At 71.4% G+C, this 23,044-nt stretch carries 19 protein-coding genes; 5 read left to right on the top strand and 14 right to left on the bottom strand.

Going from position 1 to position 23,044, the window contains the following annotated elements; translation table 11 throughout:
- Positions 1-41 precede the first annotated feature (41 nt).
- Together BMY19_RS04520 and BMY19_RS04525 are read right to left on the bottom strand one after the other, a co-directional pair.
- Positions 42-992 (bottom strand): substrate-binding domain-containing protein, encoded by a 951-nt coding sequence (locus BMY19_RS04520; RefSeq protein WP_100250981.1) that lies wholly within the window; start codon positions 990-992, stop codon positions 42-44.
- A gap of 36 nt (positions 993-1,028) precedes the next feature.
- Complete coding sequence (locus BMY19_RS04525; protein WP_244534829.1) at positions 1,029-2,762, bottom strand: methyl-accepting chemotaxis protein; 1,734 nt, start codon at positions 2,760-2,762, stop codon at positions 1,029-1,031.
- 890 nt (positions 2,763-3,652) lie between these two features.
- Here BMY19_RS04525 and BMY19_RS30425 point away from each other — a divergent pair.
- Positions 3,653-3,841 carry a hypothetical protein gene (locus tag BMY19_RS30425; protein WP_139215618.1) on the top strand — a complete coding sequence of 63 codons (189 nt, stop codon included), beginning with the start codon at positions 3,653-3,655 and terminating at the stop codon, positions 3,839-3,841.
- A 233-nt stretch (positions 3,842-4,074) separates the two neighbouring features.
- Positions 4,075-4,776, top strand: a complete 702-nt coding sequence (locus BMY19_RS04530) for an HWE histidine kinase domain-containing protein (RefSeq protein WP_244534830.1) — start codon at positions 4,075-4,077, stop codon at positions 4,774-4,776.
- Between the two features lie 25 nt (positions 4,777-4,801).
- Here BMY19_RS04530 and BMY19_RS04535 read toward each other — a convergent pair whose 3' ends face one another.
- Both BMY19_RS04535 and pucL read right to left on the bottom strand, forming a co-directional pair.
- Positions 4,802-6,286, bottom strand: a complete 1,485-nt coding sequence (locus BMY19_RS04535; protein ID WP_100250983.1) for a methyl-accepting chemotaxis protein — start codon at positions 6,284-6,286, stop codon at positions 4,802-4,804.
- A gap of 413 nt (positions 6,287-6,699) precedes the next feature.
- Complete coding sequence (pucL, locus tag BMY19_RS04540) at positions 6,700-7,542, bottom strand: factor-independent urate hydroxylase (RefSeq protein ID WP_100250984.1); 843 nt, start codon at positions 7,540-7,542, stop codon at positions 6,700-6,702.
- Positions 7,543-7,715: 173 nt separating this feature from the next.
- Between pucL and BMY19_RS04545 the strand changes: the two genes are divergently transcribed.
- Genes BMY19_RS04545 through BMY19_RS04555 form a run of 3 tightly spaced genes read left to right on the top strand, consistent with a single transcriptional unit; the run spans position 7,716 to position 12,627 of the window.
- Positions 7,716-8,555: an FAD binding domain-containing protein gene (locus tag BMY19_RS04545; RefSeq protein WP_100250985.1), complete on the top strand. Its 840-nt coding sequence runs from the start codon at positions 7,716-7,718 to the stop codon at positions 8,553-8,555.
- On the top strand, positions 8,552-11,287 hold the full coding sequence (locus BMY19_RS04550) for a molybdopterin-dependent oxidoreductase (protein WP_100250986.1): 2,736 nt from the start codon (positions 8,552-8,554) through the stop codon (positions 11,285-11,287). Before BMY19_RS04545 ends, BMY19_RS04550 begins: the two co-directional genes overlap by 4 nt.
- A complete protein-coding gene (locus tag BMY19_RS04555) occupies positions 11,287-12,627 on the top strand; it encodes an NCS2 family permease (RefSeq protein WP_100250987.1) in 1,341 nt (446 codons plus the stop codon). Before BMY19_RS04550 ends, BMY19_RS04555 begins: the two co-directional genes overlap by 1 nt.
- Before the next feature lie 16 nt (positions 12,628-12,643).
- On the opposite strand, the gene BMY19_RS04560 is transcribed toward BMY19_RS04555, so the two are convergent.
- From BMY19_RS04560 to BMY19_RS04600, 10 genes are all read right to left on the bottom strand, one after another.
- Positions 12,644-13,090 (bottom strand): PTS sugar transporter subunit IIA, encoded by a 447-nt coding sequence (locus BMY19_RS04560; RefSeq protein WP_100250988.1) that lies wholly within the window; start codon positions 13,088-13,090, stop codon positions 12,644-12,646.
- A 45-nt stretch (positions 13,091-13,135) separates the two neighbouring features.
- The gene (locus BMY19_RS04565; RefSeq protein WP_091924434.1) at positions 13,136-13,864 is read right to left on the bottom strand and encodes a response regulator; all 729 of its coding nucleotides are present in this window, start codon (positions 13,862-13,864) and stop codon (positions 13,136-13,138) included.
- Positions 13,861-16,578 (bottom strand): sensor histidine kinase, encoded by a 2,718-nt coding sequence (locus BMY19_RS04570; protein ID WP_100251124.1) that lies wholly within the window; start codon positions 16,576-16,578, stop codon positions 13,861-13,863. The genes BMY19_RS04565 and BMY19_RS04570 overlap by 4 nt, the downstream gene beginning before the upstream one ends.
- 185 nt (positions 16,579-16,763) lie before the next feature.
- On the bottom strand, positions 16,764-17,369 hold the full coding sequence (locus tag BMY19_RS04575) for a K(+)-transporting ATPase subunit C (RefSeq protein ID WP_100250989.1): 606 nt from the start codon (positions 17,367-17,369) through the stop codon (positions 16,764-16,766).
- A gap of 21 nt (positions 17,370-17,390) precedes the next feature.
- Positions 17,391-19,481 (bottom strand): potassium-transporting ATPase subunit KdpB, encoded by a 2,091-nt coding sequence (kdpB, locus tag BMY19_RS04580; RefSeq protein WP_100250990.1) that lies wholly within the window; start codon positions 19,479-19,481, stop codon positions 17,391-17,393.
- A gap of 106 nt (positions 19,482-19,587) precedes the next feature.
- Positions 19,588-19,782 carry a hypothetical protein gene (locus BMY19_RS04585; protein WP_091677801.1) on the bottom strand — a complete coding sequence of 65 codons (195 nt, stop codon included), beginning with the start codon at positions 19,780-19,782 and terminating at the stop codon, positions 19,588-19,590.
- Between the two features lies 1 nt (position 19,783).
- Entirely contained in the window at positions 19,784-21,499 is a 1,716-nt protein-coding gene (gene kdpA, locus BMY19_RS04590) for a potassium-transporting ATPase subunit KdpA (protein WP_100250991.1), read from the bottom strand.
- 23 nt (positions 21,500-21,522) lie between these two features.
- On the bottom strand, positions 21,523-21,612 hold the full coding sequence (locus BMY19_RS04595; RefSeq protein WP_020091582.1) for a K(+)-transporting ATPase subunit F: 90 nt from the start codon (positions 21,610-21,612) through the stop codon (positions 21,523-21,525).
- Between the two features lie 482 nt (positions 21,613-22,094).
- On the bottom strand, positions 22,095-22,235 hold the full coding sequence (locus tag BMY19_RS30775; protein WP_020091584.1) for a hypothetical protein: 141 nt from the start codon (positions 22,233-22,235) through the stop codon (positions 22,095-22,097).
- A 299-nt stretch (positions 22,236-22,534) separates the two neighbouring features.
- A complete protein-coding gene (locus BMY19_RS04600; RefSeq protein ID WP_020091585.1) occupies positions 22,535-22,744 on the bottom strand; it encodes a hypothetical protein in 210 nt (69 codons plus the stop codon).
- Positions 22,745-23,044 lie beyond the last annotated feature (300 nt).

Raw genomic sequence — 23,044 nt, forward strand, 5'->3', positions numbered from 1 at the left:
AACCGGCGCCGGGACGACTGGTGTTTGCCCGCCGGCGCGGTCTAGCGCGAGAAGTGCGTGGTCGACATGCGGTCCGTGATCAGCTCGGAGGGGACCCAGTCGCTGGGCGGAACCGGCTCGCGACGGATCAGCGCCAGGGCGTCGTCGACCGCGCGCCGGCCCTGGACGCCCGCGTCCTGGAAGATCGTCACGGCGAGGCGCAGGTCCTGCATCGCCTGCATGCCCTCGGCGGTGGCATCCACCCCGCCGATGCGGATCCGGCCCGCCGGAATCCTGGCAGCTTCGACCGCCTCGGCGGCGCCGAGCGCCATCTCGTCGCTGGTCGCGGCGATCGCGTCGATGCCGATGCCTCGGGCGAGCCACCCGGCGACGGTGGCCCGCGCCGTCGTGCGGCTCGCATCCGTCGCGGCCTCCGCGACCAGGCGGAGGCGCGGGCTCTCCGCCAGCACCTCCCTGGCACCCCTGCTGCGGAGCGCCGAGACGGGATCGGTGGCGCTGCCCGCGAGGATCGCGACGCGCCCGGCCCCACCCGACATCTGGGCGAGCTTCCGCATCTGCAGCCGCCCGGCGACGAGATCGCTCGGCACGACCTGGGTGACGCGTCCGGCGAACCAGTCAGTCCGTGCGCCGTGGCCGATGAGGACGAGCGGTACGTCGGCTTCCAGGGCCAGCCGGGTGATCTCCTCGCGCGCCGCGGAGTCGACCGGCACGACCACGAGGGCGTCGGCTCTCTCGGCGATCAGCCGCCGCGCCTGCGCGATCTGCTCGTCGCCCGCACCGTCGGGCGCGTAGGCGAAGCGAGTCGCGACGCCCCGCGCGCGCGCCTGCTCGTCGAGGCCATCGTGCAGGCGCCGGGCGACGCCTGCCGGTGTCAGGAACGCGATGGTGGTGGCCGAGGCCGGCAGCGCCCAAGCCGCGAGAGCGAGGACGAGGGATCCCCTCCAGAGCGACCCGCCGATCGAGCGGCCGCGTGCCCACTCAATCCAGTTCATGCGGCCTGTTCCGTCCCGCTCTCAGCGCGCCCCGCCTCACGCCGCACGGAGACTCTCCAGGAGGTCAGCGAGCGCCTCGCCGAGACGGGCGGCGTCCTGGGTCAGGCCGTCGGCCGCGGTCAACACGGCCGTCGTCGTGGGCTCGGCCGCCCCGGGAATCTCGGCGACGCCCGCGCCCTCCGCGTCGAACCCCTCGGTGCCGTCGGTCGCCTCCGCGATGGCCGTCACGATCTCCCGCGCGGTCGCACCCTGCCGCTCCACGGACTCGACGATGGCGTTCGCCGCGCGGCTCATGTCCTCGACCCGCGCCGTGATGCCCGCGATCGCCGACACCGCCGCGTCGGTCGAGCCTCGGATCTCGGAGACGTGCTGGCCGATGATCTCGGTGGCCTCCCTGGTCTGCGCGGCCAGGGCCTTCACTTCTGAGGCGACCACCGCGAAGCCGCGGCCCGCGTCGCCGGCCCGGGCGGCCTCGATCGTGGCGTTGAGGGCCAGCAGGTTCGTCTGTGCGGCGATCTTGGCGATGAGGCGGACCTCGTCGCCGATCCGGTCGACGGCGCTGCTCAGCGCCTGAACGCGGGCGGTCGTCCGGGCCGCGTCCGCCGCGGCGCTTCCGGCCAGGGCCGCGGTGGCCTCAGCCTGCGCCCCGACGTCTTCGACCGCCGCGCCGAACGTCTCGGCAGAGACGGTGATCTGCCGGACCTTCGATCGCGTCTGCGCGAGCGCGGCGCCCAACGTGGTCGATCGAACCGCCCCATCGCGGATCGCTTGGCCGACGTCGTCGGCGGTGACGCGCAGTGCCGCGGCGGTCGAAGACACAGCCTCGACCATGCCACCGATCGTGGTCTCGACCCGCTCGGTCGCGTGCTCGATCACGGCGCGGCGCTGCTCGCTCTGAGCGCGCGACCGATCGGCCTCCGCGTCCCGCAACACGGCCTGCCGCAGCGTTTCCTGAACAGCTCTCGTCGCGGCCGCCATGACGCCGAGTTCGGTGCAGCCCGCTGCTGCCGGGACCGCGACGGTGAGATCGTGGTCGGCCAGTCGCTGCATGGCGCAGGCGAGCGCTGTCATCGGCTGCCCGACGCCGCGCAGGATGGCCTGCACCGCGACCAGGGCAGCCAGTGCAGCAGCGGACAGGCCGGCCACGAGACTCGGGCGCAAGGTCGAGCCGGCGGCGTCGACAGCTCCGAGTTGCTCGGCGACCGAGGCGTCGCGGTCGGTCAGCAGCGCGTCGACATCCCGTGCGACGGCTGCCGCGTCGGCCTGAAGCGCCGTCGCCCGCACCCTGTCGGCGAGATTGCGTTCTCCAGCCCTGTCGAGGGCGGCCGCTTCCGCCTCCACGGCGAGGAAATGCTGCCACGCGTCCCACAGACCTCGAGCGCGCTCCCGCTCGTCCGCCGTCCTGATCGTCGACACATAGGTGGTCCAGGCCTTGAGGAATGCCTCGTGCGGCTCAATTGTCCGGTCGATGTCCTCCCGAGGGCGGGCCTCAGTCGATACGGCGCGCGCGGGAAGTTCCGACGCACCGAGCTCCTGTGTCCGCTGCTTCATGGTGCCGAGAGCCCGGATAGCCCCGATCTCCTGAGCCAGAGTGCGGCTGGCAGCGTCGATCGCGCCGACCTGCAATAGCAGGACGTAGACAATTCCAAATGTGAGCGAGATCATCGACCCTGCGAAGACGATCACGATCGTTCTGAAACGCAGGGTGCAGCGATGGGTTGTTCGAATAATGAATGGCACCACAATCCTGACCCTAGGAAGGATCACCATGGTGCGTCTATTTTACGGACCGGGAAAAATCAATTGGCTTCAATGGACCAACAAATGCGTCAGAATTTTTGAAATTTCGCTTCGACCATCGTTTAAGCTGGATCATAGGCTTGTATCGGCAGACTTATAATTTACACAATCAAACTATATAAGACAAATATCGGAATGGCGAGCGAGAGGTCGATGCATTATTGTAGGGGAAGCTGCTAGGCGTCCGACTCCGTCGCTGCCGGAGAGTCGCGCGGCCGTGCTCGTCAGTGAGCTTCAGGACCGGCTCGATACAGGCCGACGCGCGGGCCATGGCGTGCCTCCGGGCGGGCTGCTCGGAGGGCATATCGCAGCCGAGACGATCGCCGGGCGACGCGGCGACGGAGCCTCGGTCAGAGCGGCTTGGCCTGCTGTGCCCGCATCCACAGCAGGCCGGCGATGCCCATCCAGGGACAGACGAAGACGATGAAGGCGACCAGCCCCATGACGACCTCCCGACAGCGTGCAGCGGACCTCAGGAAACGCTCGTGGTTTTTGCCGGATCCCTCTGATCGGACATGGCCCGGGCTTGGCGCGCCATGGCGATCAGCTCGGAGGCCGTGAGACCGCGCGGCGGCGGCGGTTCAGGCAGGTCGGCCAGTTTCGGCGAACGCGGTGCCGGCGGAAGGGCAGCCGCGCGCCCGGGCCAGAGCCGCTTCAGCCGTCCGCTTTCCGCAAGCTTTGTCCCGCCACGCATCCGTCTCCCACACATCGAAGTGCGGCCACGGGTAGGCGACCGGGGCAGGGATGGTTAGCCGAACCGAAACAAGGGTCGGACTCCGGCCCGGCGTGGGGCGTATGCGAGGCCCCCTGGGCGGGCGCGTCCGCCGCCCTACCGCTGGCGTTTTCCGGATCGCCGGCGGATGGTGCAGGTCGAACCGGGCCCGACGACGACGCTCGGATCATGCCGAAACCGCCATCCGGCATTCGGCCGGCTCGGGATGATCGCGACCGTCGACGCGGCCGGACTGTCGCTCGGGGTGATCAAGGCCGAAGCTTTGCGTGCGGCTCGGAGGTGCTTCGTCGAAGATCGGCCTCTGGTCAGAACGTAGCCTGAAACCTGGACGAATGATTGCCGGCATTGGCTGACAGCATCTCGGAGCTCGATGATCGCTCCGCGGCGGGGCGTGTTCAGGTCAGACGGGCACGAGCCGGCACTTCCCGCCCGGTTCAGCGAAAATCTCCGGTCTGTGATGCTGGCGCAGGTCCGCGATACGTTATGTGAGCTGAACGGAACCTCCTGGCTTTCGGCGCTGAGAGAGCGAACATGGCAGAGCCTCAAGCAATGGCCGCGCGCGTCGCGCACCTCGAAGCGGACAACGCCCGTCTTCGCCGCCTCCTGGACGAGTCCGGGACACCGGACGGTCTGCGTCACGGCTTGCGCGACACGCTGGCGATGCTGCGGGCGGTCCTGCGTCTCTCGGCCGAGACCGCCGAGACCGTCGACGGCTACGCGACGCATCTCGAAGGTCGGCTGGACGCCATCGCGCGCGTGCGGGTCGCGGCAGACACGTTCGGCGAGGTGAGCCTGCACACGCTCATCTCCGACGAGCTGATGATCCACCTGATCCGCGAAGGCGAACAGGCGACGCTGGCGGGGCCGACCGTGCGCCTCCGGCCGAAGGCCGCGCAGCTGATGGCCCTCGCGGTCCACGAACTCTGCAGCAACGCGATCGAGCACGGCGCCTTCGGTCTCTCGAAGGGCGGCGTCGACGTCACCTGGGTCGTCGCCGGCGCCGGGGCGAGCCCGCCCGGCGACCTGACGCTCGTCTGGAAGGAATCGGGAGGGTCAGGCGTCGCGCAGCCGAGCCGGCGCGGCTTCGGCATGCAGGTGCTCACCGAGATGCTGAGCTACGAGCTGCGGGCAACCGTCGCGCTCGCCTTCGAGCCCGACGGCCTGCGCTGCACGGTCACCTGCCCGCTGATCCCCCGGATCGGGCGCTTGGTCGAGGACGAGCGCGCGGACGAAGGCGGCGATCCGGGCTGACCCGGCGGCGACCGCCCGGATCGCCTCAGCCGAAAGCCCGCGCGGTCTCCCGGACCTGCCGCGTCGCGCGGTCGGCACGGCCGCTCGCCCGCGCGATCGTGGTCATCCCGCCGGAGATCGCGGAGACGTCCTGTGCGGCGGTCCGCATGGTGCCCGACATCTCGCGCATCACCGCGGATTGCTCCTCCACGGCCGCCGCGATGGTCGACGAGGCCGCGTCCAGGGTCCGGATCGTGCTTTGGATCGTGTCGATGGCGTCGACGGCCTCCCGGGTCGCCGCCTGCGTCGAGGCGATCTGCTGACGGATCTGTTCCGTCGCGCGCCCCGTCTGCGCGGCCAGGGTCTTCACCTCCGACGCCACCACCGCGAAGCCGCGACCGGCCTCGCCGGCACGGGCCGCCTCGATGGTGGCGTTGAGCGCGAGCAGGTTAGTCTGCGCGGCGATGCCGGAGATGAGGCTCAGCACCGCGCCGATCTGCGCGGCCTGGTCGCTGAGGCCGGTCACGATCCGGCCGGTGCGCTGCGCCTGCTCCACGGCCTGCCCAGCCATCTCGGCGGCGTGGCTCACCTGCTGGCTGATCTCATCCACCGAAGCCGACAGCTGCTCCGCGCCGGTGGCCACCGAGCGGATGTCGCCGGACACGCGGTCCACCCGCGTGACCGCCGCGTCGGCCTGGCGCGTCACATCCGCCACGGCGTCGCCGATGGCGTCCAGCTCGGCGCCGATGGCGCTCTGCGCGGCGGCGCGCTGCTGCCGCTCGTGGACCTGGGCGGTGATGTCGGTGGCGAACTTGACGACCCGGACGGGCCGCCCATCCGCGTCCGTGATCGGATTGTAGGTCGCCTGGATCCAGACTTCCCGCCCGCCCTTGCCGGTGCGGCTGAACACGCCGGATTGATACTCCCCGCGTGCCAGGGCGGCCCAGAACAGCCGGTAAGCCTCGCTGGCGCGCTCCGCCTCGCCGACGAACAGGCTGTGATGCCGCCCCACGATCTCGTCGAGCCGATAGCCCACCGCGTCGAGGAAGTTCGCGTTGGCGGTGAGGATCGTGCCGTCGAGCGCGAAGGCGATCACCGCCTGCGAGCGGTGCAGCGCGCTGATCTGCCCTTCCAGATCGAGAGCGCGGAGCTTCTGAGCGGTGATGTCGGTGGCGAACTTGACGATCTTGACCGGTCCGCCGCGCGCGTCGAGCACCGGGTTGTAGGAGGCCTGGATCCAGACCTCCCGCCCGCCTTTGGCGAGCCGCTTGTACTCGGCGCTGGCGAAGGTGCCGCGCCGCAGCTCGTCCCAGAATTCCCGATAGGCCTCGCTCTCCCGCTCGACCGGCGGGACGAACAGGCTGTGATGCCGGCCCCGGATCTCCTCGAGCGCGTAGCCCATGGCTTCCAGGAAGTTCGGATTGGCGTCGAGGATCGTGCCGTCCAGCGCGAACTCGATGGTGGCGAGGGACCGGCTCAACGCCGCGAGTTTGGCCGCGTGATCCCTCCCAGCCAGAACGCCCTCGAACATCGATGTCTCCGCATCCTGGGATGAAGGTGCGGCCGAAGCGCGCACCGAGCCGGTCGGATCAAGAATTTCTTGATCGAGATGAATTTTTATCGAACCGGGCGACACCATAAATCTGTCGATGCCCGAATCTAGCGAGGGGTTTGATAATGTGATGCCGTTGCGCGGCGGTTAAAATGGTTCGCTTTGCTCGAGAAAACCGCGGTGATCCGCGAACTGCGCAGTCCCACGCAATGAAAAGCCATGGGACAGCATAGATCAAGGGCCAGGCTATCTTGCGTTGTGCGGCGCCCGCGTTCGCCCGCCGCTCGCCAGCCTGCGGTTGTAGGATTGCACCGCTGATCCACCGCGCACCGATCGACGCGGCGCGCGATGACGCACGACGAATCTGGAGAGCGCGTTGCGGCGCGGAGTGATCAGCCTGTCCGGCCGATGGTCGCCTCGATCCGGCCGTAGGGCTCGTCGGTCGGCAGGAAGACAACGCCCGGGTTGTCGAGGCCGAACGGTGTCAGGTCGATCGGCAGGTAGTGCTTGTTGGGCATGACGAAGCCGATCTCGGCCAGTTCCGGGACGGCGGTCAGGGCGGCCTCGCCCATCCGGTACATGCTGTCCTGGATCCCCCGGCTGTAGGTGGTGCCGAAGACGGTCAACAGCGTCGCGAGTATGCGAGCGTTGGTTCCGGCGTAATCGTGCGGCGCCGAGGCCCAGGTCCAAGTCGCGTCCATGCTGGTCGCGGCGATGCGGTCGGTCGTGTCGGGCAGGGTCCGGTACTGGTCCGCCACGAACCCCGTCCAGCCCGATTGCGTGGTCTTCATGAAGGTGTAGCCGCGCAATCCGGAGCGCAGGGTCGACCCAGTCCGGTCGGCGGTGAGCCCCACGAAGCCGGCGCCGTTCCCGTCGCGCGTGAAGGTGTGGCCGTGCGGCGCGTCGGCGATCGCGTGGCGGAGCCAGCGAACTTCCTCCGCGTCGATCGTGACGGTCTCGACCTGCGGGTAGGTCTCGAGCAGCACCCGCGCGACCGCGGCGACGAACCCCTCGGCGTCGAGCCCGAGATGCCGCGCCGCCGTCACGTTGACGATGTTCCGGATGCTGTCGGTGGCGATGGAGGCGCGGTTGTCACCCTCTGTCCAGGCCGCCTCGAAGCGCCCGGTCAACATGACCGACAGCGTCAGCTCGCGCGGCGTGTGGTGGTCGCCGTCGCGGGCGAGGCGCAGCACGCGAACCCGTTCCTTGCCGTACCGCGATGCCGTCAGGGCCATGGGGATCTCCGATCCGGACCGCCGCCGGCCATCTCACGCAAATCTGATTCATCCTAGGCCGACGCACGTGGGGGCGCCAAGGTTCGAAGTTGCCGGCGCGGCTTGACCGGGGCCCGATTAGAACCGGCATAGTGTCGGGCCGGGCCGAACCGGCCTCGGACCGGCGAGCGGGCATGGACCTCAACACGATCGAGACCGTCGTCCGGCCGCGGAGTCGGACCGAGCTTCCCGCCTGGGCGGACGGCGATGCCTGCCTGGGAGGCGGGACGTGGCTGTTCTCCGAGCCGCAGGTCGGGATGCGGCGCCTCGTCGACCTCGCGGCGCTCGGATGGCCACCGCACGCGGTCGACGCGGAGGGCCTGACCCTCGCGGCGACCTGCACCATCGCCCAGCTCGACCGGCTGGAACTGCCGCCGGGATGGAACGCGGCGCCGCTGGTCGGCCAGTGCTGCCGCGCGCTGCTCGGCTCCTTCAAGATCTGGAACGTGGCCACGGTCGGCGGCAACGTCTGCCTCGCCCTCCCGGCCGGGCCGATGATCGCCCTCGCGACGGCCCTCGACGCGACCTGCACGATCTGGTCCGCCGACGGGGCCGAGCGGGAGCTCCCGATCCTCGACTTCGTCCTCGCGCCGCAGCGGAACGCCCTGGCACCGGGCGAGATCCTGCGGAGCCTGTCGATGCCGGTCGCGGCGCTCGCGCGTCGCACGGCCTTCCGCCGCATCAGCCTCAGCCCGAACGGGCGCTCCGGCGCGCTGCTGATCGGGACGCGCGGCGCGGACGGCGCCTTCGCGCTCACGGTCACGGCCTCCGTCAAACGACCGCTCCGCCTCGCCTTCGACGGTCTGCCGGATCCGGCCGCGCTGATGCGGGCGCTGGACGAGGCGATCCCGGACGCGCTCTACCACGACGATGTCCACGGGCGGCCCGACTGGCGCCGCCACATGACCCGGCACTTCGCCGAGGAGATCCGCGGGTCGCTCGACGCGGCGCCGTCGCCGGGAGCCGCGTCATGAAGCTCACGATCAACGGTGCCGCGCACGAGGGCGCGCCGAGAGCCGGGCAGTGCCTCCGGACCTACTTGCGCGAGGCCGGCTGGTTCGGCGTGAAGAAGGGCTGCGACGCCGGCGATTGCGGCGCCTGCACGGTCCATCTCGACGGCGAGCCCGTGCACAGCTGCCTGGTACCGGCCTTCCGCGCCGAGGGACGGAGCGTGACCACGATCGAAGGGCTGGCCGGTCCCTGCCGCGCCGACGCGGCCGAGCCGGCGGCGTTCCACCCGATGCAGGAAGCCTTCCTGGCGGCCCAGGGCTTCCAGTGCGGCTTCTGCACGCCCGGCATGATCATGACCGCGGCGAGCCTCGATCAGGGCCAGAAGCAGGATCTCGGCACCGCCCTCAAGGGCAATCTCTGCCGCTGCACCGGCTACCGCGCCGTACGCGAGGCCATCGCGGGCGGCGCGCGCTCGATCGAGAGCGGCGGCTGCGGCGATCCTGTGGGCCGCAACCTCGCGGCACCGGCCGCGCCGCTGGTCGTGTCCGGCCGCGCCCGCTTCACGATGGACGCACCGCTCGGCGACACGCTCCACCTCAAGGTGCTGCGCTCGCCGCACGCCCATGCCCGGATCGTCGCGATCGACGCGACGGCCGCCCGCGCCGTCCCGGGCGTCGTGGCCGTGCTGACCCACGCCGACGCGCCGACGCGCCGCTTCTCGACCGCCCGCCACGAGGACCCGCGCGACGACGCCTCGGACACGCGGGTGCTCGACCCGATCCTGCGGTTCGTCGGGCAGCGCGTCGCCGCCGTGGTGGCGGAGACGGAAGCCGCCGCCGAGGCCGGCTGCCGCGCCCTGCGGGTGACCTACGAGGTGCGCCCGGCGCTCCTCGATCCGGAGCGCGCCCTCGACTCCGACGCAGCCCGCGTCCACGATCCCCGTGATTGCCCGGGCGAGGACGCGCCGCCCCTCGAACAGCATCCCAACCTCGCCGGCGAGGTGCACGGCGCGGTCGGCGACGTGGCGGCGGGCCTCGCCGAGGCCCATTTCGTCTACGCCGGGACGTTCCGGTCGCAGCGCGTCCAGCACGCCGCCATGGAGACGCACGGCTGCGTCGGCTGGCGCGCCGAGGACGGCCGCCTGACGCTGCGCACCAGCACCCAGGTGCCGTTCCTGACCCGGGACGCGCTGGCGGACCTGTTCGGCCTCGAGAAGGACGCGGTGCGCGTCGTCTGCGCGCGGGTCGGGGGCGGCTTCGGCGGCAAGCAGGAGATGCTGACCGAGGATCTCGTCGCCCTGGCGGTCCTGCACACGGGGCGGCCAGTGCGCTGGGAGCTGACCCGCCCGGAGCAGTTCGTCGGGACGACGACGCGCCACCCGATGCGGGTGGACGTGAAGGTCGGCGCCCGCCGCGACGGCACCCTCACGGCGCTGAGCCTCGACGTCCTGTCCGACACCGGCGCCTACGGGAACCACGCGGGCGGCGTGATCCACCACGCCTGCCACGAGGTGCTGGCCGCCTATGTCTGCCCGAACAAGCAGGTGAGCGGCCGCGCCGTCTACACCCACACGGTGCCGGCGGGGGCCTTCCGCGGCTACGGTCTGAGCCAGACGATCTTCGCGCTGGAATCCGCCCTGGACGAGGTCGCCCGCGAACTCGGCCTGGACCCGTTCACCCTGCGGCGGCGCAACGCCGTCAAGCCGGGCGACCCCATGGTGTCGAACAGCCTGGAACCGCACGACGTGATCTTCGGCAGCTACGGGCTCGACCAGTGCCTCACCCTGGTCGAGGACGCGCTGCGGGCCGATCCGGGGCCCGAGCCCGAGCCCGGCTGGCGCGCCGGGACCGGCATGGCGATGGCGATGATCGACACGATCCCGCCGCGCGGCCACCACGCCGACGCGCGGGTCAGCCTGGACGCCGACGGGCACTTCACCGTGCGCGTCGGGACGGCCGAGTTCGGCAACGGCACCAGCACGGTGCATCGGCAGATCGCGGCCTCGGCGCTCGGCGCCGCGCCGGAACGTGTCCGCGTCGCGGGCGCGGACACGGATATCGTCGGGCACGACACCGGCGCCTACGGGAGCACCGGCACGGTGGTGGCGGGCCTGGCGACGCTGCGCGCCGCCGAGGCGCTCGCGCTCCGGATCCGCGCGCGGGCCGCCGAGATCGCGGGCGCGACCCCGGAATCCTGCCGCTTCGACGGGGAGCAGGTCGAGACGCCGGCCGGACCGGTCACGCTGGCGGCGATCGGTCCCCTGGACGCGACCGGCCGGGCCGACGGCAGCCCGCGCTCGGTGGCGTTCAACGTCCACGCCTTCCGGGTGGCGGTCGACCCGGTGAGCGGCGCGGTGCGGATCCTGAGAAGCATTCACGCCGCCGATGCCGGGCGGGTGATCAACCCGATGCAGTGCCGCGGTCAGGTCGAGGGCGGCATCGCGCAGGCGCTCGGCGCGGCGCTCTACGAGGACGTCCAAGTCGCCGCGGACGGGAGCCTCGTTACCCAGACGTTCCGCGACTACCACATCCCCGCCTGCGCCGACGTGCCAGACACCGAGGTCCTGTTCGCAGATACCTACGACAGCGTCGGCCCCCTCGGCGCCAAGTCGATGAGCGAGTCGCCGTTCAACCCGGTGGCGGCGGCGCTCGGCAACGCCATCCGGGACGCGACCGGGGCTCGCCTGACCGCGACCCCCTTCGCGCCCGACAGGATCTACCGGGCCGTCGCGGCCGGCCGGGCCGGGCTCGCGTGATGGACCGCCCGCGGGACGCGGTGCCGGCGGAGAGGCCCGGCTTCCTGGAACGCACCTTCCGCCTCGCCGAGCACGGCACCAGCGTGCGCACGGAGGTTCTGGCGGGGCTGACCACCTTCCTGACGATGGCCTACATCGTCTTCATCAACCCGAGCATCCTGGGGGATGCCGGCATGCCGCGGGGCGCGGTTTTCGTGGCGACCTGCCTCGTGGCGGCGCTCGGCTCGCTGATCATGGCGCTCTGGGCCAATTACCCGATCGCCCTCGCGCCCGGCATGGGGCTCAACGCCTACTTCACCTACGTGGTGGTCCAGCAGCTCGGCTTCAGCTGGCAGGCCGCCCTCGGCGCGGTGTTCATCTCGGGCGTGTGCTTCCTGATCGTCACGCTGACAGGCCTGCGCGCGCTGATCGTCGAGGGGATCCCGCGCTCCATGCGGATCGCCATCACGGTCGGGATCGGCCTGTTCCTGGCGATCATCGCGCTCAAGAACGCCGGCCTCGTCGCGGCGAGCCCGGCGACCTTCGTCACCCTCGGCGACCTGCACAAGCCCGAGGCGATCCTGGCGGTGCTGGGCTTCCTGATGGTGGCCGTCCTCTCCGCCCGGAAGGTGCGGGCGGCGCTGCTGTCGAGCATCCTCACCGTCACGGCGCTGAGCTTCGTCTTCGCGGGCAACACCTTCCAGGGAATCGTCTCCCTGCCGCCGTCGATCGCCCCGACCCTGTTCGCCCTCGACATCCCGGGTGCCCTCTCGGCGGGCCTGCTCCACGTCATCCTGGTCCTGTTCCTGGTGGAGCTGTTCGACGCCACGGGCACGCTGATGGGCGTGGCGAGCCGGGCCGGGCTCCTGACCGACGGGAAGATGCGCCGCCTCGACCGGGCGCTGATGGCCGATTCCGTCTCGGTCTTCGCGGGCTCGCTCCTCGGCACGTCGAGCACGACGGCGTACCTGGAGAGCGCCTCCGGCGTCGAGGAGGGCGGCCGCACCGGGCTCACGGCCGCCACCGTGGCGGTGCTGTTCCTCGCCTGCCTGTTCTTCGCGCCGCTCGCGGGCGCGGTGCCCGCCTACGCCACGGCGCCGGCGCTGTTCTACGTCGCCTGCCTGATGCTGCGCGAGCTGGTCGAGCTCGACTGGGACGATATCACCGAGGTCGTGCCGGCCTGCGTCACGGCCCTGCTGATGCCCTTCACCTACTCGATCGCCACCGGCGTCTCCTGCGGGTTCATCACCTACGCGGCGCTGAAGCTGCTGGCGGGCCGCGCCCGGGAGGTGAAGCCGATCGTCTGGGTGATCGCGGCGGTCTTCCTGTTCAAGTTCGTCGAGACCGGCGGCGCGCACTGACGGCCGCGCGGCGCCCTTACCGGCCCGTCGCGGCCGCGTAGAGCGCCGCCGCGTCCCGCGCGGCGCGCATCGCCGCGGCGGCCCCGGGGTCGCGCAGGCGCCGCGCCACGCAGGCCAGCGCGTTCAGCGTCTCGCCCTCGGCGACGGCCGGGAGCAGCAGCAGGACGACGAGGTCCACCGGCCGATCGTCGACCGCGTCGAAATCGATCGGGTCGCGGAGCCTGGCCAGGATCCCGTAGGGGCGCGCGATGCCCTCGAGCCGCGCGTGCGGCAGGGCGATGCCGTCGCCGATCCCGGTCGAGCCCAGGCTCTCGCGCCGGATCAGCGCGGGGAGGATCGTCTCCGCGGCGAGGCCGAGGGCGCCGGCGGCGCGGCGCGCCAGTTCCTCGAGCAGCGCGCCCTTGCCGGCGGCGCGCAGGCCGACGAGCGCGTCGGAGGGCGCGAGGCTCCGGTCCACACTCATCGCGCGGGATCGCGGGCGCTGGGACACATCGGGTCGTCCTCGGGATCAGTGGGCGGTCGCGCCGCCGGCGCCGCGGTGCGGCGGGGCCGGCTCGTCGTCGGGCGCGCGCAGGCGGTAGCCGACACCGGTCTCGGTCAGCAAGATCCGCGGGCGCTCGGGATCCGCCTCCAGCTTCTGGCGGAGCTGGCGCACGTAGACGCGCAGGTATTGCGGATCGGACGAGGACGGCACGGAGCGCATCAGCTGCGCGTGGGTGAGCACCTTGCCGGCATGCAGGACCAGGACGCGCAGGAAATCGTACTCGCGCGGCGTCAGCTTCACCTCAGCTTCGTCGACCTTCACGATCCGGCGGACCAGATCGACCGACAGGGTGTCGACGCGGAAGATCGGCCGCTCGCCCCGCGCGGCGAGCTGGTGGCGCATGGCGGCCCGCAGGCGCGCCAGCAGCTCCGCCATGCCGAACGGCTTGGTCACGTAGTCGTTGGCGCCGAGATCGAGCGCCTCGACCTTGCCGCTCTCGTCGTCGCGGCTCGAAAGCACGACGACCGGGAGGTCGGGATGGCTCGATCGAACCGACCGCAGCAGGTCGTGGCCGCGCATGTCGGGCAGGCCGAGATCGAGGATCACGAGATCGACGCCCTCCCGGCCGAGCAGCGCCAGGGCGGTCCGGGCATCGGGCGCCTCCAGGATGGCGTAGCCCTGGGTGGCCAGGCCCATGCGGAGGAGCTTGCGGATCGGCGGCTCGTCGTCGACGACGAGGATCGTGGGGCTCATGCGGCGATGTCCCTGGGCGCGTTCCGGGCTGGAATCGGCAGGCTGACGGTGAAGCAGGCGCCCGAGCGGTCGCGACGGTTCTCGGCCGTGACATTGCCGCCCATCGCCTCAACGAAGCCCCGGGAGATGGCGAGGCCCAGCCCCGTGCCGGCCCGGACCCGGTCGCCCTTCCGGACGCGGTAGAACTTGTCGAAGACCCGCTCCATATCCGCCTCGGGCAGGCCGTCGCCCTCGTCCAGCACGGCGATCCGGACCCGGTCGTCCGCGCGGCGCGCCCGGACCGTCACGGTCGAGCCCTCGGGCGCGTACTTGGCGGCGTTGTCGAGGAGGTTGACCAGGACCTGCTCGAACAGGACCGGGTCGAGCGCCAGCGGCGGCAGGTCGGCCTCGACCTCCACGGCGACGCGGTGTTCGGCGAGGATCTTCTGGGTGCGGCGCAGGGCGGTGTCGACCGTCTCGGCCACGTCCTGCGCGGAGAGGTTCGGGGCCACCGCGCCGGCCTCCAGCCGGGTCATGTCGAGGAGGTTCGCGATGAAGCGGTTGAGCCGCTCCGACTCCTCGATGATCGTGGCCAGCAACTCCGCCTTGGCGTCGGCTGGGAGCGCCGCCTCGAGGTCGCGCAGCGTGCTGGCCGCGCCCAGGACCGAGGCGAGCGGCGTGCGCAGGTCGTGGCTGATCGAGGTGAGCAGCGCCTGGCGCAGGCGGTCGGTCTCGGCCGCGCGCTCGGCCCGGTCGAGATCCTCCACGAGCCGGACCCGCTCGATGGCCAGAGCGCCCATGTCGGCCAGGGCGTCGAGGAGGCGGCGGCCCTCCGGCGACAGGATCGGCCCGGTGCCGTCGGAATCGAGGCCGATCACCCCGATCGTCCCGCGCCCGGTCCGCATCGGCAGGAACAGGCGCTTGGCGCCCGGCAGCGTGTCGGCGCCCCGGCCCGCGGGCCGGTCGTTGTCGAAGGCCCACTGCGCGGCCGCGAGATCGGCCTCGTCCAGCATGTCCTCGGGCGGGTAGCCCGCCCGCACCGTGACGGCCTGGCCGTCCGGCAGCAGGAGGACGACGCGCACCTTCAGCATCGCGGCGACCTGGGCGCAGGTGGCCCAGAGCACGTCGTCGAGGGTGCCGCAGGCGGCGAGCTTCCGCGAGAAGCCGAAGAGCCGTTCCGTGGCCCGCGCCCGGCCCTGGCTGACCACCGCGACGCGGCGGGCGCGCGAGGCGAGGTTCGAGACGAGGACGGCCACCAGGGTGAAGAGCAGGAACGCCGCGACGTTGGTCGGATCGGCGATGGTGAGCGTGTAGACCGGCGGCAGGAAGAAGAAATTGTAGGCGAGCGAGGCCGCCACCACCGAGACGAGGGACGGCCCGAGGCCCCAGCGCACCGCCACCGCCACGACCGCGGTCAGCAGGAACAGGTCGGCGTTCTCGACGCCCGCGTAGGGTTCCGCGACGATGGCCGCGCCGAGGCCCGCGGCGATCGCCGCCAGCGCGATCGCGTAGGGCCGCGCGTCGCGCCCCGGACGCGGCGCGATCACCGCCACGGCGCGGCGCACCGGCTTCTCGTCGGGGACGGCCTCGCCGGGTACGACGTGCACGCTGATGGCGCCGCTGTGCCGCACGAGGTCGTACACAACCGAGCCGTTGACCAGCTCGAAGAGCCACGAGCGGTTCGCCTTGCCGACGACGATGTGGTTCACGTTGGCCGAGCGCGCGTAGTCGAGCACGTCGTCGGCGATCCGGCGCCCGCCCGGCAGGGTGACGGCGTCGCCGCCGAGGCGGTCGGCGAGCCGCAGGGCCTCGGCGATGCGGTCGCGCTCGGCCTCGCTCAGGGCCGCCGCCCGCGCGCCCTCGATGGAGAGCGCCGTCCAGGGTGCGTGCAGGCGGTCGGCCAGGCGCTTGGCGTGGCGCACGAGGCCGGCGGAGCGGGGATCCTCGTTCACGCAGACCAAAACGCGCTCGCCCGCCGCCCAGGGACCGGCGATCGCGTTGGCCCGCATGTGGCCGAGCAGCTCGTCGTCGACCCGGTCGGCGGTGCGCCGGAGCGCCAGCTCGCGGAGCGCCGTCAGGTTGCCGCGGGAGAAGTAGTGCTTGAGCGCGCGCTCGGCGTGCGTCGGAACGTAGACCTTGCCGTCCTTCAGGCGCTGGATCAGGTCGTCGGGGTTGAGGTCCACGACCTCGATGTCGTCCGCCCGGTCGAGGACGCCGTCCGGCACCGTCTCGCGCACCCGGATGCGGGTGATCGACGCCACCACGTCGTTGAGGCTCTCGACGTGCTGGATGTTGAGCGTCGTCAGGACGTCGATGCCGGCGTCGAGCAGCTCCTCGACATCCTGGTAGCGCTTCGGGTGGCGCGAGCCCGGGGCGTTGGTGTGGGCGAGCTCGTCGACCAAGGCGAGGGCCGGCCGGCGCGCCAGCAGGGCGTCGAGGTCCATCTCCTGCAGGACGGTGCCGTGATACGGAACGGAACGGCGGGAGATCGTCTCGAACCCGTCGAGCAGGGCCTCGGTCTCGGCGCGGCCGTGCGTCTCGACGACGCCGACCACGACGTCGAGGCCTGCCTTCAGCCGCGCCCGCCCGACGGTCAGCATCTCGTAGGTCTTGCCGACCCCGGGTGCGGCGCCGAGGAACACCTTGAGCCGGCCGCGCGTCCGCTCCTCCCGGCGCGCCGCTTCGAGCAGGGCGTCGGGGGAGGGGCGGGTCGGGTCGCGGCCGGTCTCGGGCATGATCGCCATCTTAGCAAAACGCCGCGGACAACGCGGGATCGTCGCGTCATCGCGAGCGGAGCGAAGCAACCCAGGGCAGCGGGATGCCGGTGCGCGTGGCGCGGCTGGATTGCTTCGCTTCGCTCGCAAAGACGAAGCGGGATCCGCAGCGCAGCTTCGGGGTCCCCCCTGCTGCCGGGCGCGCCTCAGCGACGGGCGAGATCGTCGACCGCGAGGTTCAGCGCCAGCACGTTGACGCGCGGCTCACCCAGGATGCCGAGGGTGCGCGCCTCGATGCGGGACGACACCAGCGCGCGCAGCTTGTCCGCCGGGATGTTGCGGGCCTTGGCGACGCGGGGAACCTGGAAGTAGGCGGCCTCAGGCGAGATGTCCGGGTCGAGGCCCGAGCCGCTGGTCGTGACGAGGTCGACCGGAACGGGCGCATCCGGGTTCTCGGCCCTGAGCGCGTCGAGATCGGCCTTCACCCGCTCGGCGAGGGCGGCGCTGGTCGGCCCGAGATTCGAGCCCGAGGAGTTCGCCGCGTTGTAGGGCGCCGGCACCGTCTTCGATGCGTCGGACGGGTCCGGCGCCGTCGTCGCCGAGGGCCGGCCGTGGAAGTAGCCGGCACCCGTGAAGTTCTGGCCGATCAGGCTGGAGCCGACGACCGTGCCGTCGCGCGCGATCAGGCTGCCGGCGGCCGTCGCGGGGAAGATGGCGCCGGCGAGGCCCGTCATCGCGAGGGGGTAGGCGAGGCCGGTGATCGCCGTCAGGGCGGAGAGCAGGACCAGGGCGGGGCGAAGCTGGTTGAGCATGGCAGGTCTCCGGGGACCGGTTCAGGCGAGGTGGAGGGCGCTGACGGCGAGGTCGATGGCCTTGATGCCCACGAAGGGCACCAGGACGCCGCCGAGGCCGTAGATCAGGAGGTTCCGGCGCAGCAGCGCGGCCGCGCCGACGGCCCGGTAGGTGACGCCGCGCAGGGCCAGCGGGATCAGCGCGACGATGATGAGCGCATTGAAGATGATCGCCGACAGGATCGCGCTCTGCGGCGAGGCGAGGCCCATGACGTTCAGCGCCTGGAGCTGCGGGTAGAGCGTGAGGAACATCGCCGGGATGATGGCGAAGTACTTGGCCACGTCGTTCGCGATCGAGAAGGTCGTCAGCGCGCCGCGGGTCATCAGCAGCTGCTTGCCGATGCCGACGATCTCGATGAGCTTCGTCGGGTCGCTGTCGAGGTCGACCATGTTGCCCGCCTCGCGGGCCGCGACGGTGCCGGTGTTCATGGCGACGCCGACATCGGCCTGGGCCAGCGCCGGGGCGTCGTTGGTGCCGTCACCGCACATGGCGACGAGCTTGCCGTCCGCCTGCTCCTTGCGGATCAGCGCGAGCTTGTCCTCCGGGGTGGCCTGGGCGAGGAAGTCGTCGACGCCGGCCTCGGCGGCGATCGCCGCCGCGGTCATCGGGTTGTCGCCGGTGATCATCACCGTGCGGATGCCCATCTGGCGCAGCTCCGCGAAGCGCTCGCGGATGCCGCCCTTCACGATGTCCTTGAGGTAGACCACGCCCAGCAGGCGGCCGTCCTTGGCCACGGCGAGCGGCGTGCCGCCGGCCTTGGCGATCTCCTCCGCGATGGCGCGGATCTCGGTCACGACGCCGGTCTCGGCCTCGGGGCGGACGGCCAGGGCGACGTTGGAGCCGCGCGAGGCGACCGGCTGGCCCGAGACCGAGGCGATGACGGCGTCGACCGCGCCCTTGCGGATCGACGTGCCCTGAAGGTCCACGCCCGACATCCGCGACTGCGCGGTGAACGGCACGAAGGTGGCGTTGAGGCCGCCCATGTCCCGCGCGCGGATGCCGTACTTCTCCTTGGCCAGCACCACGATCGAGCGGCCCTCCGGCGTCTCGTCGGCGAGCGAGGCGAGCTGCGCCGCGTCGGCGAGATCCTGCGCGGTGACGCCGCGGACGGGGCGGAACTCGGTGGCCTGCCGGTTGCCGAGGGTGATCGTGCCGGTCTTGTCGAGGAGCAGCGTGTCGACGTCGCCCGCCGCCTCCACGGCGCGGCCCGACATGGCGAGCACGTTGAAGCGGACCAGCCGGTCCATGCCGGCGATGCCGATCGCCGAGAGCAGCGCGCCGATCGTCGTCGGGATCAGCGTGACGAACAGGGCGACCAGCACGATCACGGGGATCGACCCGCCCGCGTAGCTCGCGAAGCTCGGGATCGAGGCCACCGCGAAGACGAACACGATGGTGAGGCCGGCGAGCAGGATGTTCAGGGCGATCTCGTTCGGCGTCTTCTGCCGCGAGGCGCCCTCCACGAGGGCGATCATCCGGTCGACGAAGGTCGAGCCGGCCGCGGCGGTGATGCGGACCTTGATCTCGTCCGAGAGGACCTGCGTGCCGCCGGTCACCGCCGAGCGGTCGCCGCCGGATTCTCGGATCACCGGGGCGGATTCGCCCGTGATGGCCGCCTCGTTCACGGAGGCGACCCCCTCGATCACCTCGCCGTCGGACGGGATCAGGTCTCCGGCCTCGACCAGGACGACGTCGCCGACCTTGAGCGAGGTGCCCGGCACCGTCTCGAAGGCCCGGCCCTGCCCAATGAGGCGCTTGGCGGTCATCTCGGTGCGGGTGCGCCGCAGGCTGTCGGCCTGGGCCTTGCCGCGACCCTCCGCGAGGGCCTCGGCGAAGTTGGCGAAGATCAGGGTGAACCACAGCCAGAGGATGATCTGGCCCGAGAAGAGCAGGTCGCTGCCGCCGGTGACGAGGTCGCGGACGAACAGCACGGTGGTGAGGAGCGCCACGACCTCGACCACGAACATGACCGGGTTTCGGATCATGGCCCGCGGATCGAGTTTTCGTACCGAGCCGAGGAGGGCCGGCCCGATCAGGGCGGCGCTGAACAGGGATGATGTCTGACGCGACATGGGAGATGTCCGGAGGAGAGATTGAAGTGAGGCTGCCGTCCTTGCGAGCGGAGCGAAGCAACCCAGGGCCGCGCTTCGCTGCGCGCGCGATCACGGTTGCGGAGGCTCAGCCCCCGGCGCCGAGGGTCAGCGCGTAGGCGGCCAGCAGGGCGAAGCCGCCGAGCATCACGACGCCGAGGAGCGCCAGGATGAGGTCGGAGGTCCGCAGGGGCTGAGCGCCGCCGCGGTCGTGCCGCAGTGGAGAGCGGTGCAGCGCGAGGTGGTGGCGCGGGACGCGCCGGGCGGGGAAAGCGCGCGGCATCTCAGCCCCCCGTCGCGAAGGTCTGGCCGGCCGCGCCCGCGAAGTGCTCCACGATCGGGCCGAGCGCGAGCGACGGGAAGAAGGTCAGGCCGCCCATGATCAGCACGACGCCGACCAGCAGCCCGACGAACAGACCACCGTGGGTGGGGAACGTGCCCGCGGAGGCCGGGACCGTCTTCTTGGCCGCGAGCGAGCCCGCGATGGCGAGCACCGGGATCTTCACGAAGAACCGGCCGACCAGCATGCCGACGGCGAGCGTGCTGTTGTAGAACAGCGTGTTGGCCGTCAGCCCGCCGAAGGCCGAGCCGTTGTTGGCCGCCGCCGACGTGTAGGCGTAGAGGATCTCCGAGAAGCCGTGCGGACCGGCATTGGCCGGGCCGGCGAGGCCCGCCGGCACCACCGTCGCCAGGGCGGTGAAGCCCAGCATCATCAGCGGCAGGCAGAGGATGCCGAGCATGGCCATCTTCACCTCCTTCGCCTCGATCTTCTTGCCGAGGTATTCGGGGGTGCGGCCGACCATCAGGCCCGCCACGAAGATCGCCACGATGACGAAGATCAGCATGCCGTAGAGGCCGGCGCCGACGCCGCCGATGATGACCTCGCCCAGCTGCATGTTGAGCAGCGGGATCAGGCCGCCGAGCGCCGTGAACGAGTCGTGCATCGCGTTCACCGCGCCGCAGGAGGCCGCCGTGGTGATCACCGCGAACAGCGCCGAGGCGCTGATCCCGAAGCGGACCTCCTTGCCCTCCATGTTGCCGCCGGTGAGCCCGAAGCTGCTGAGCACCGAGCTGCCGTTGGCCTCGGCCCAGTAGGTGACGGCGACGCCGGCCAGGAACAGGATTCCCATGGCGCCGAGGATCGCCCAGCCCTGACGCTCGTCACTGACCATGCGGCCGAAGACGTTGGTCAGCGCGGCGCCGATCGCGAAGATCGAGACCATCTGGACGAAGTTCGACAGGGCGGTGGGGTTCTCGAAGGGGTGCGCGGCGTTGGCGTTGAAGAAGCCGCCGCCGTTGGTGCCGAGCATCTTGATCGCCACCTGGCTCGCGACCGGGCCCAGCGCGATGGTCTGCTTGGCGCCCTCGAGTGTCGTGGCGTCCGCGTAGGCGCTGAGCGTCTGCGGCATGCCCTGCCAGACCAGGAACAGTGTGTAGGGGATGCAGATCGGCAGCAGCACGTAGAGGGTCGCGCGGGTCACATCGACCCAGAACGAGCCGATCGTGCCGCTGGAGGCGCGGGCGAACCCGCGGATCAGCGCCACCGCGACCGCGATGCCGGTCGCCGCCGACAGGAAGTTCTGGTGCGTCAGGCCCAGCATCTGGGACAGGTACGACAGCGTGGTCTCGCCGCCGTAGGACTGCCAGTTGGTGTTGGTGATGAAGCTGGTCGACGTGTTGAACGCGAGATCCGGCGCCGCCGCGCTCTGATCGGCCGGATTCAGCGGCAGTACCGCCTGCAGGCGCAGGATCGCGTAGAGCACCGCGAAGCCCAGCACGTGGAACAGGATGACCGCGCCCGTATAGGCCAGCCAGTGCTGCTCCTGGCGGTCATCGATGCCGGACACGCGGTAGAGCCCGCGCTCGATCGGTCCGAGCACGGGCGAGAGGAGGGTGCGCTCTCCGGTGAAGACGCGGGTCATGTACGACCCGAGGGGCTTCACGAGCGCCAGAACGATCGCGCCGTACAGCGCGATCTGGATCCAGCCGTTGAGGGTCATGGGGGGAGATCCGTCAGGGCCGCTCAGAACCGCTCGGGGCGGACGAGGGCGTAGGTGAGGTAGACGAGGAGGCCGGCGGTCACGCAGGCGCCGAGGGCGAGATCGAGGGTCATGGCGGCCTCTCTCAGAGCCGGTCGCAGGCGGCCGCGTAGCCGGCCGCCGCGGCGAAGAAGGCGAGGCCCCCTGCGAGGAAGACGATGTCGAGCATGGTGGTCTGGTCCGGTTCGGCGGACCGGCCGCGGAGGCTCCGCGGCCGGCCTTGGCCGACCGGCAGTGTCGCCGGGAACCGCGTTAGGGTTCGAGCGAGGACCGGGCGGGAGTTTATAAGGGCCGCGTTAGGATCCGGCGCCCCTGCCGAAGCTGGCCCGGAGACCCGCGCAGGCGGCCGGCACGGTCAGCCACGCCGCGCCCGGGCAGAGACGGCGCCACCGGGCGCGATCGAGCCGGATCACCCCCGCCTCGCGGCCGAGGATGCCGCCGTAGGCGAGGCCGCAGACGCGGCAGCGGCCCGCCAGCGGCTGGATGGATAACCCCGGGGGTGCCGTGCCGGGCGGCGACGCCGCGTCGCCGCGACAGGGCGGCGCGACTCCGGCGCTCACTGGACCCGCAGGGGTTCGAAGACGTTCAGCGCGAGCAGCGCGAGGGACACGGCGGACCACCCGCCGAGCGCGACGACCATCAGCGCGAAGACGCGGTCGGCCCTGCACTCGGCGAGGATGTAACGGACGATCGGCATGCGGAGGCTCCATCCGGGCTGATGCCCGATGGCGCGACCACGTCCGCATCGGCCGTGAGGGACCAAGACGCGTGCGGGGCGTCCGGCATAGGGATGTCATCAGGATGGGGGGCCGGCGCGCCCGTCAGCCCGAGAAAGCGCGGATCGAACGCGTGCAGGACGCGGGGCGGTGAGTCGTGGGCGCCGGATCCCGGTTCGGCGCGGCCCACCGAGGCCGGGACGGGCTCGGGCGCACGGAGGGGATCTGGTGGCACGACGCGGCCCCTCCGGGAGCGTCCGGTCCGCGGCCGGGCGATGCCCTAGACCGTCGCGGCCTCGGGCTGCTCGGTCGAGTTGAACACGACCTCGCCGGTCCGCTCGCAGACCACGGTGACAGAGGTCGCCCCGTTCTCGCGCTGCTGCAGGGGGAGCTGCGCGAGCGCGTAGGCCGTCGCCGCCTCGAGGTCGCACGGCCACAGCTTGGTGAAGCTCTCGCGTTTTCCGCGGCGAAAAGTGATCTTGTAAGCCATCGTTTCCTCCGTTTTCACGGAAGATACACCTTCTCGGCGTGCCGCCACGCCGCGCCGAGACATGGCACCGATGCGTTCCGGACGGGATTGGAAGCGAGAAGCCGGCAGACGGGCGACGAACCGGGCGACGAACGGCGAGCCCGTGACTGGGGCGGGACAGCGATTCCCGTACAGCTTGATCCGCAAAATAGACCATGCGACGGTGCCGAATAATGAATTGCGCGCCCGCGGGCATCGCGCAGATCAGGTTTGGCAGGGCAAGGCGTCACCCCTGGCGCGTCGGTGTCGGAGTGGTTCGAG

This window comes from Methylobacterium sp. UNC300MFChir4.1, assembly GCF_900110155.1.
GTDB lineage: Bacteria > Pseudomonadota > Alphaproteobacteria > Rhizobiales > Beijerinckiaceae > Methylobacterium.